Origin of the sequence: Sphingomonas sp. 67-41, from assembly GCF_001899725.1 — a bacterium.
Classification (GTDB): Bacteria; Pseudomonadota; Alphaproteobacteria; order Sphingomonadales; family Sphingomonadaceae; genus Sphingomonas; species Sphingomonas leidyi.
In genome coordinates this window covers 109357-119059 of the sequence record NZ_MKWJ01000009.1, presented here as the reverse complement: position 1 = coordinate 119059, position 9703 = coordinate 109357, and the positions used below count along the sequence as shown (strand labels likewise).

At 60.8% G+C, this 9703-nt stretch carries 6 protein-coding genes, 1 tRNA gene and 1 pseudogene; 7 read left to right on the top strand and 1 reads right to left on the bottom strand.

Features of this window, described 5'->3' with window-relative positions; translation table 11 throughout:
- The 5 genes and pseudogenes from BGP17_RS05515 to BGP17_RS05495 form a co-directional block, all read left to right on the top strand.
- Positions 1–1402, top strand: a pseudogene (locus BGP17_RS05515) (type I restriction endonuclease subunit M); the annotation flags it as partial.
- A 35-nt stretch (positions 1403–1437) separates the two neighbouring features.
- Positions 1438–2649, top strand: a complete 1212-nt coding sequence (locus tag BGP17_RS05510; RefSeq protein WP_286711276.1) for a restriction endonuclease subunit S — start codon at positions 1438–1440, stop codon at positions 2647–2649.
- Entirely contained in the window at positions 2646–5711 is a 3066-nt protein-coding gene (locus BGP17_RS05505) for a type I restriction endonuclease subunit R (RefSeq protein ID WP_286711274.1), read from the top strand. Before BGP17_RS05510 ends, BGP17_RS05505 begins: the two co-directional genes overlap by 4 nt.
- A complete protein-coding gene (locus tag BGP17_RS05500) occupies positions 5701–6441 on the top strand; it encodes a M48 family metallopeptidase (RefSeq protein ID WP_286711273.1) in 741 nt (246 codons plus the stop codon). Before BGP17_RS05505 ends, BGP17_RS05500 begins: the two co-directional genes overlap by 11 nt.
- A gap of 75 nt (positions 6442–6516) precedes the next feature.
- On the top strand, positions 6517–7065 hold the full coding sequence (locus tag BGP17_RS05495) for a gamma-glutamylcyclotransferase (protein ID WP_286711272.1): 549 nt from the start codon (positions 6517–6519) through the stop codon (positions 7063–7065).
- 10 nt (positions 7066–7075) lie between these two features.
- Here BGP17_RS05495 and BGP17_RS05490 read toward each other — a convergent pair.
- Positions 7076–7165 (bottom strand) — tRNA-Ser (locus BGP17_RS05490).
- A 312-nt stretch (positions 7166–7477) separates the two neighbouring features.
- On the opposite strand from BGP17_RS05490, the gene BGP17_RS05485 reads away from it, so the two are divergent.
- Together BGP17_RS05485 and BGP17_RS05480 are read left to right on the top strand one after the other, a co-directional pair.
- A complete protein-coding gene (locus BGP17_RS05485; protein ID WP_167299092.1) occupies positions 7478–8503 on the top strand; it encodes a lytic murein transglycosylase in 1026 nt (341 codons plus the stop codon).
- Positions 8487–9686 (top strand): SPOR domain-containing protein, encoded by a 1200-nt coding sequence (locus BGP17_RS05480; protein WP_286711271.1) that lies wholly within the window; start codon positions 8487–8489, stop codon positions 9684–9686. The genes BGP17_RS05485 and BGP17_RS05480 overlap by 17 nt, the downstream gene beginning before the upstream one ends.
- The last annotated feature ends 17 nt before the right edge of the window (positions 9687–9703 follow it).

Sequence of the window (9703 nt, the reverse complement as noted above, 5' to 3'; positions counted from 1 at the left end):
CGGGTTGTGCAACCCTGCCCACAAGGGCACGATGATAACCCCGGACTCCAGTTATGACTGGAGGAGTTTTGGGGAGCACGTCACCGGCTATGCCGAGATGGTCTCGTTCAAACGGATCGAGGCCGAGGGCTGCAACCTCAATATCCCGCGCTACATCGACGGCAGCAGCGCCGAGGATTTGCACGATATCGAGGCGCACCTGCGCGGCGGCATTCCGGCGACGGATATTGATGCGCTGCAACCCTATTGGGACGTGCTGGCTGAAACGCGCACGCGCCTGTTCGGAGAAGGGCCACGCCCTGGCACCGTGTCACCCTTGGTCACGCCGATGGAATTGAAGGCGGTCATTCGCGGCGGGGAGGACTTTGCCGCCTATGGGCGGGCAGTTTATACCGCATTTGAAGGATGGCGGGCTGCCCACCGGCCCGCGCTCGAAGCATTCGGCGTCGGCGACAGCCCATCCACGCTGATCCATACCCTGTCAGAGGATTTGCTGGCGCGGTTCGCCGCCGTGCCGCTGATCGATGGCTATGACGTGTATCAGCACCTCATGTCCTATTGGGACGAGGTGATGCAGGACGATGCGGGTATCCTTGCCATTGACGGCTGGGATGCCGCCAAGCTGATCCGCAAGCTGGTCAAGGTCAAAGAGAATGAGGATGACAAGACGGGCAAATTCGCCGAAGAGCCGGACATCAAGCTGGGCAGTGGCAAGAGCGCGCTTTACCTCAAGGCCGAACTAATCCCGCCCGCGCTCATCGTCGCGCGCTATTTTGCCGATGAGGCGGCGGAGGTTGAGCGGCTGGAGGGCGAGGTCGAGCGGCTGGAGGGCGAGCTTGAGGCGCTGATCGAGGAACATGGCGGCGAAGAAGGAGACCTGTCCGACGCTGTGGACGAAAGCGGCGCGCTGGATGTGAAGGCCGCGAAGAAGCGGCGGGCCGAACTGGTGGCTGAATTCGATAAGGGCGTGTTCAAGCGCTACGAGCTTGCTGAGAAGCAGCGGAAGGTCGCGCCGGATGGCTGGCGTGAGGAGTTTGTCGAGCTGCTGCCCGATTTCCTCGAATTCTTCCACATCAACGATGCGTTGAAGCTGACCGACGCGATCAAGGACGCCAAGGCCGCAGTGAAGGCGGCGAAGGCCGCACTCGATGAGGCGGCGGTGAAGCAATATCCCAAGCTGTCGCTGGCAGAGGCCAAAACGCTGGTGATCGATGACAAGTGGCTGGCGACGCTGGCGGCGAAGGCTGAGGGCGAGCTGGACCGAGTGGCGCAACGGCTGGCGACGCGGTGTGGCGAATTGGCCGAACGGTATGACCGCAAACTGCCCGATCTGATGAAACTGGCCGAAGACGCGCAGGCGCGCGTGGCGGCGCATCTTGAAAAGATGGGCTTTGCCCTGTGACTGTGCCTGCTGGATATAAAGCGACCGAGTTGGGCGTGATCCCCAAGGATTGGGATGTAGAGCCCCTTGGAACGCTAATCGGGCCGCTTGATGCTGGCGTTAGCGTCCGTTCGGTCGCTGATAACGTTGCCTCTTCAGGCCACGGTCAAATGGTGCTCAAAACGTCTTGCATCAACTGCGGTAGATTCATCCCAGCCGAAGCAAAGTCCATTCTCCCTGCTGATTTGGCGAGGGCGAAAACCTCGGTCAAGGGCCGCTCGATGCTCATAAGTCGCATGAACACGCCGGATTTGGTCGGTGAAGTCGGCTACGTTCCGGAGGATCGCCCCGACCTATATCTGCCAGATCGGTTGTGGATGGCATCGTCAGCCGCAAGTCGAAGAACTGATATGCGTTGGCTGACCGCGCATTTGTCTCACGGACAAGCCGGCCAAGCACTTCGGGATACCGCAACGGGCACAAGCGGTAGCATGAAGAATATCAGCAAGACTGCGTTGCGCAGGGTGCTGCTGCCAACTCCCCAACCGGAAGAGCAGGAGGCCATTGCCGATGCCTTGTCGGATGTGGATGAGGCCATCGCGGCCCAAGAGGCGGTGATCGCCAAAAAGCGCGCCTTCAAAACCGCGACGATGCAAGCCCTCCTCTCCGGCACCCGCCGCCTGCCGGGCTTTTCGGAGGAGTGGGAGGCTAAGGCGTTCGGACAACTAGCCATGATCCGAAACGAGAAGGTTCAAACCAAAGACGCAGATGTTGCGAGCTTTTGCGTGGAGTTGGAGCATATCGAGTCCAGCAGCGGGCGATTATGCGGTTGGGCGGATGCGCGAGCGCGTAACAGTATGAAATACCGCTTCCATCCCTCAGATGTGCTGTTTGGACGCTTACGCCCTTACTTGCGGAAATACTGGTACGCCGAAAAGGACGGCGTTTGCTCGACCGAGATTTGGCCCTTGATCCCCCGAAACAGGGGATTGATCCCGGCATACATCCATCAAATTATTCAAGCTGAAGCATTCATCGAAGCAGCTTCAACGGCTTACGGAACGCACATGCCCCGCGCGGACTGGAAATTCTTGTCACAAATGAAGGTCAAATATCCAACTGATCGTCTTGAACAGGAAGCAATTTCAGAGATACTGACTGATATGGACTTGGATTTGAAGGCTTGTGCACACAGGTTGGACAAACTCCTTCTTGTGAAAGTCGGCATGATGCAACAACTCCTCACTGGAAAGATCAGGTTGGTATGACCGATCCCAAGCCCATCCCTGTCGGCCAAAAGGAGCGCGCGGCGCAGAAGCGCATTGTATCGCTGTTCCGGGATCGGCTGGGCTATGATTATCTGGGTGACTGGCACGAGCAGGAGAATAATCGCGCCATCGAGCGCGACATGCTCACTCGCTTTCTCGCGCAAGTGCAGGGCTATGACGACGAACTGATCCGCCGCGCGCTGTTCCAGCTTGAACAGGTGGCGGGCAACCAGTCGGCTTCGCTGTTCGATGTAAATCGAGAGGTTTACGGTCTGCTGCGCTACGGCGTGAATGTCTCCACTGGCGCGGGGGAACACAAGCGCACAGTCGAACTGATCGACTGGAAGAACGCCAGCCGCAACCATTTCGCAATTGCCGAGGAGGTGACGGTCGCCGGGCAGCACAAGCGCCGCCCCGATTTGGTGCTTTATGTCAATGGCCTGGCAGTGGGGCTGATTGAACTCAAGCGGTCCACCGTCTCGATTGGCGAAGGCATCCGGCAGGCTATATCGCTGCAAAATCCGCTGTTCATCCGCCCCTTCTTCGCCGCGATGCAATTGGTGATGGCGGGCAACGATACCGAAGGTTTGTATTACGCGACGACGCACACGCCGCAGAAGTTCTGGCTGCGTTGGCAGGAGGAAGGCGTCGCTCCCGATCCGGCGCAAAGCCCGCTTGACCAGGCGCTCGCTCTGCTTTGTAATAAGGACCGGCTCATCGAGCTGATGCACGATTTCATCCTGTTCGACATGGGTGTGAAAAAGACTTGCCGCCATAACCAGTATTTCGGGATCAAGGCGGCGCAGAAGTTTGTGAAGGCCCGCGAGGGCGGAATTATCTGGCACACGCAAGGATCGGGCAAGAGCCTGACGATGGTGTGGCTGGCAAAGTGGATACGCGAGAATATCCCCGGCAGCCGCGTGCTGCTCATCACAGACCGCACCGAACTGGACGAACAGATTGAAGGCGTGTTCCACGGGGTGGGCGAGCCGATTTACCGCACCAAGAGTGGGGCGGATCTGATCGCCAAGCTCAACGACACGATCCCGCCGCTGATTTGCTCGCTGGTCCACAAGTTTGGCGGCAAGGAAGATGACGAGGCCGCAACCGATGATTTTATCGCGGACTTGAAAAAGGCGATCCCGTCTGACTTTGCGCCCAAGGGCGACCTCTATGTATTCGTCGATGAGTGCCACCGGACTCAATCGGGCAAGCTCCATTCGGCGATGAAAGGCATACTGCCCGATGCCCTGTTCCTTGGTTTCACGGGCACGCCGCTGCTCAAAAAGGACAAGCAGACGAGCATGGAGGTGTTCGGTCCCTTCATCCACACCTACCGCTATGATGAGGGGGTGCGTGACGGGGTGGTGCTCGATTTGCTTTATGAAGCGCGCGACATCGATCAGGACATCACCGCGCCCGAGAAGATCGACAAATGGTTCGATGCAAAGACGGCTGGCCTTTCCGATCTTGCCAAGGCGCAGGTGAAAGAAAAATGGGGCACGATGCGCAAGGTCATGTCCAGCAAGTCGCGGCTGGAAAAGATCGTACAGGACATCGTGATGGATTTCGGCACCCGCGACCGGCTGATGAGCGGCCGGGGCAATGCGATCCTTGTGTCGGACAGCATCTATAACGCTTGCCGTTATTATGAACTGTTCCAGCACACCCCGCTCAAGGGGCAGTGCGCCATCGTCACCAGCTATGTACCGACGCCGGGGGATATCAAGGCTGAGGACAGCGGCGAAGGGCTGACCGAGCGACTCCGGCAGCACAAGATTTACACCGACATGCTGGGCGACAAGACGACCGAGGAATTTGAGAAGGCGGCGAAAAAGCAGTTCATCGAAGAACCGGGGCGGATGCGGCTGCTGATCGTGGTCGCGAAGCTGCTGACGGGTTTTGACGCCCCTTCCGCCACCTATCTCTATCTCGACAAGCATTTGCAGGACCACGGCCTGTTTCAAGCCATTTGCCGGGTCAACCGTCTCGATGGCGATGACAAGGAATACGGTTACATCATCGACTACAAGGATTTGTTCAAAAGCCTTGAGCGGTCGATAACCGACTACACGTCAGAAGCCTTCGACGCCTATGCCAAGGAGGATGTAGAGGGGCTGCTGACCAACCGCCTCGACAAGGCGCGGGTGCGGTTGGAGGACGCGCTGGAGACAGTCCGGGCGCTGTGTGAGCCGGTGGAGGCGCCGCACGATACGCCTGCCTTTATCCGTTTCTTCTGTGGCGGCGATGCGGCGGACAAGGATGGCTTGAAATCCACCGAACCCAAGCGGCTCGCACTGTATCAATGCACCGCCAAGTTGATCCGAGCCTATGCCAATGTCGCGAACGAGATGGAGCAGGCAGGGTATGACGCGGCAGCGGCCAAGGCGGCGCTCAATGAGGTGGCCTTCTACGAGAAGGTCCGGAATGAGGTGAAGCTTGCAAGCGGCGATTTCGTTGATCTCAAGCTATATGAACCCGCGATGCGGCATTTGATCGATGCCTATATCCGGGCCGAGGAAAGCGAGAAGATTTCTGCCTTCGATGACATGACGCTGATCCAACTCATCGTTGAACGCGGCGAAGGGGCCATCGACGCCTTGCCCGAAGGCATCAAGGTTAGCCAAGAGGCGGTGGCTGAGACGATTGAGAACAACGTCCGCAAGCTCATCATCGACGAAACGCCGGTCAATCCGCGCTACTATGAGCAGATGTCGCAGTTGCTCGACGATCTGATCGAAGAGCGGCGGACCCAAGCCATCAATTACGAAAAATACCTGGCCAAGATCTTGGAACTGGCGAACAAGGTGGCAACACCGCAGGGAAGCAAGACGCGCCCACCTGAGATTGATACCCCTGAGAGGGTGGCGCTGTTCGATTTCCTCGGAGACGACGCGCCGCTGGCAGTTGCCGTCGATGCCGCGATCCGGGCGGTCAAGAAAGACGACTGGCGAGGCAATCTTATGAAGGAACGGGAGATCAAACGAGCCATTCGTCAAAATGTGGACGACGCACTCGTTGAGGATGTTTTCGATCTGATAAAGGGCCAGCATGGATATTGAGGCCCGGACCATAACGATCGGTGGAATGTCCATCGACCTTGTGCGTAAGTCGATCAAGAATCTCCATCTCGCGGTCTATCCTCCGGACGGCCGCATCCGCGTTGCCGCCCCGTGGCATGTTTCCGAAGACGCTATCCGGGTCGCTGTGGCGACGCGAGTTGCGTGGATCAACCGACAGCGCCGCAAATTCCTCGTACAAGATCGTCAATCTAAGCGTGAATATGTTTCGGGCGAAACACACTATTTTTTAGGGCGTGGTTATCGGCTGCAATTGAATCAGGACAGCGGAAGTTTTCGCATCCGTATCGCAGGTTCAAACAAAATCGAGCTGCATACGCCGCTGGGCGCAAATCGGGACGATCGCGAACAAGCCATACTTCGTTGGTATCGCCGCGAACTGCGGAAGCGTGCGCTAGTTGACGCGCAGATGTGGGCTGCCCGGCTGGGGTTTGAGACGCCGCGTGTCGGTATAAAGAGAATGCGAACTAAATGGGGGACATCCAATCCAGAAGCCCAGCGAATTTGGTTGAATTTGGAGCTCGCACAAAAGCATCCACAATGCATATCCTACATTGTTCTGCATGAAATTGCCCATTTCAAATTCCGTAAGCATGACGAAGCTTTTCTGGGCATTCTAGACCTGTTGATGCCCAAATGGAGAGCGATCAAAAGCGATCTCAATCAATTCCCGTTAGCGTTTCAGGAATGGAGCAATATCCCGATCGAGTAGGGTAATCGCTGCCTTAGCGGAAAAACTGAGATTGGCACGAGAGTTCGATTCTACAATTCGAGTGAGGCAACACGATTGATATGGGTCTTTGGATATGGCTCGTTGATGAGCGATGGGTGGGAGGCAGACTATAACTGCCTCCGTCGCGAACGCGCCTGCATCTTTGGCTATGAACGTTCTTTCACCAAAGCATCGACAGTCAATTGGGGTTCGAAATCGCATCCTGCGCCGACATTGCAGGTTGTGCCCCTCAATGGGGGTGTTTGCAGTGGTATCGCGTTCGAGTTCGATGAAACGAGTGGCGAGGCGGTATTTGCCTATCTGCGGCAACGCGAAGGAAAGGGCTTCGAGTGTCAGAACGTTGCGTTGGAACTCGAAACCGGCGAAATCGTCGAGGGCGGCTGTTTTTTCTATAGAGGAAAAAACGTGATCGCCGACAATGATCTCGACCACATCGCTAACATGGTGCTGAAGGCCCACGGTCGAGATGGAACGGGGCTCGACTACGTTTATCGAGTCAAGCGCGAACTGGATGTGATGGGTATTCGCGACGAGGCCACAGAGGCGCTCGTGAGGGTTATCGCGAAGAAGCGGCAACCTAAGAGGCCAGCCCCGTTCGCCTAAACGGAGCGACTGGCGGAAGAGGTGGGATTCGAACCCACGGACGGGTTGCCCCGTCGCTGGTTTTCAAGACCAGTCCCTTAAACCACTCGGGCACTCTTCCATACCGATTCAGCGGCGCGGCTAGAAATCTGCTAGACGGCGAAGCTGCCCCACCATTTAGCGATTCCCTGACCCGCTGCTAAGCGATTCTAACTACGTTCCTTTTTCGTCGCCCTTCGGCTCAGCGGGCCGAAACCCCCGTTAGCTTTCAAGACCGCTGCCTTAAACCACTCGGCCACCTCTCCGCGTCGATGCCTGCGCTAATGCGATCCGCGACGATCCGCCACAATTTGTTGACGAAAGCGGATGGCGGGGGGTTCTGCATCCCGCCGCCCTGTGGCACAAAAAGCGCATGCGGGGATCGAGTGGCGTAATGCGTAGCCTGTTGGCGCTTGGCGTGGCCGTGATCGCGGCGGCGCCGGTGGGCGCTCCCGCGATCGCGCAGGACGAGAGCGGGTTCCAGACCTATCTGGGCGAGCTTTCGCGCCAGGCGGCGGCAGAGGGAGTCAGCCGGCGGACGATCGATTCGGTGATCCCGACGCTCACCTACAATGCGCGCGTGGTGCAGCTGGACCGGCAGCAACCGGAGACCGCGCCCAACGCGCCCATCTCCAATTTCGAGCCCTATCGCCGGGCGCATGTCGATGCCGCGCGGATCAGCCAGGGGCGGGCCGCCTATCAGCGCCAGCGCCCGCGGCTGCGGCGGATCGAAGCCGAGACCGGCGTGCCCGAATCGATCATGGTCGCGATCTGGGGGCACGAAACCAACTATGGTCGCGTGATGGGCGGGTTCGACCTGCCGCGCGCGCTCGCCAGCCTGGCCTATGAGGGCCGCCGCCGCGAACTGTTCGCGGGAGAGTTCATCGCCACGCTCAAGATGATCGATCGCGGCGTGCCGCGCGAGAAGCTGGTCGGCAGCTGGGCGGGGGCGTTCGGCGGGCCGCAGTTCCTGCCTTCGGTCTATCTCCGCCTCGCCAGGGACGGCGACGGGGACGGCATGGCCGATATCTGGACGAGCGAGCCCGACACGCTGGCCTCGATCGCCAATTATTTCGTCAATGCCGGCTGGCGCAAGGGCCAGCCCTGGGGCTTTGCGGTGAGCGTGCCCGCCAATCTGAACCGCGCCGCGCTGGCCAGCAAGACCAGGTCCCCGCGCTGCCCGCGCGTGTTCGAACGACACAGCCGCTGGAAGACGATGGCGGAGTGGCGGGCGCTGGGCCTGGTGCCGCAGACCCGCGCCTGGCCGGGCGACAATGTCCAGGCGACGCTGCTCGAGCCGGACGGGCCCGGCAAGACCGGCTATCTGCTCACCGGCAATTATCGCGTGATCCTCGACTATAATTGCTCGAATTTTTACGCTTTGTCGGTAGGCCTGCTCGCCGATGAGGTCGAACGCTAGCATCTTCGCGCTCTCGCTCCTGGCCCTTTGCGGGGGAGTCCCGAGCCATGCCCAACCCCTGCAACGGCAGGGCTCCGTCGGGGCGCAGGCCTATGGCGGGCCGCAGTCCCAGCCGGACGATGCGTCCGCCGAGACGTGGCGTGCCGCCGACGGCACGATCCGGACGCGCCCGGCGCGCGTGCAGCCGCAATCCCAGCCGGCGCCCGAGCCGATGGTGGTGCAGCCCGAGCCGCAGCCGCAATGGGCCGATCCCGCACCCGCCGCGGCGCAATCGGGCGCGCCCGGCGCTTCCTATGCCGCTCCCGGCAGCACCCCGACCCGCAGGGCACCGGCCACTCCCGCGCCGCGGCAGGAGGCGCCCCGGCCCCGCCAGGCACCGCCGCAGGTCGCGACGGTGATGCCCGACGGTTTCACCGACCCCGCCGCCGGTGCGGCTGGGCCCAGCGGATCGTCCCAGCCCGCTCCGGGCGAGACGCCGCGCTACGACGAGATCGGCTATGCCGGTGTCCGCCCGGTGAGCGGCGGCGGCGCGATGGACCAGTCGGTGGTGGCGGTGCATCGCTCGCTGCCGGCCAACTCCTATGTCGAAGTCACTTCGCTCGACACCGGAAGGACGATCCTGGTGCTGGTCACCGGCACCGACCCGGGCGCCGATCGTCCCATCGATCTGTCGGCAGGAGCCGCGCGGCTGCTCGGCGCGAACGGCGATTCGATCGGCGTGCGGATCCGCGTGGTAAACCCGCCGGCGATGGACAAGGCCGCGCTCCAGGCCGGCCGGCCCGCCGCGGACCGCGCCGACGCGCCCCCGGTGTTGCTTACGGCGCTGCGCAAGCGGCTTCCCGGTGCCCCTGGCCAAGCGGATGCGGCTTCGCGCGCTCCGAGTGCCGCCGCGGCGGCCTATGGCCCGCCGCGCGTCAGCGTTGCGCCACGGCCGGCGCCCGTGCGCACGGCCCCGCCCGCCGCCCGCCCGGCCGCCGGCGGCAGATATATCGTGCAAGTCGCCGCACTTTCTAACGCCAGTCGTGCACAAGCGCTTGCCCAAAGCCTAGGCGGCTTCGTAAAGCCGGGTGGCGGGCTCCATCGCGTCCAGCTCGGTCCCTTCGCCACGGCGGGCGAGGCCGAAGCGGCGCGGCGGCGTGCCGCGGGCGCGGGCTATGGAGATGCGCGCGTCCAAGCCAACTGAAAGGCCGGACGAATCAC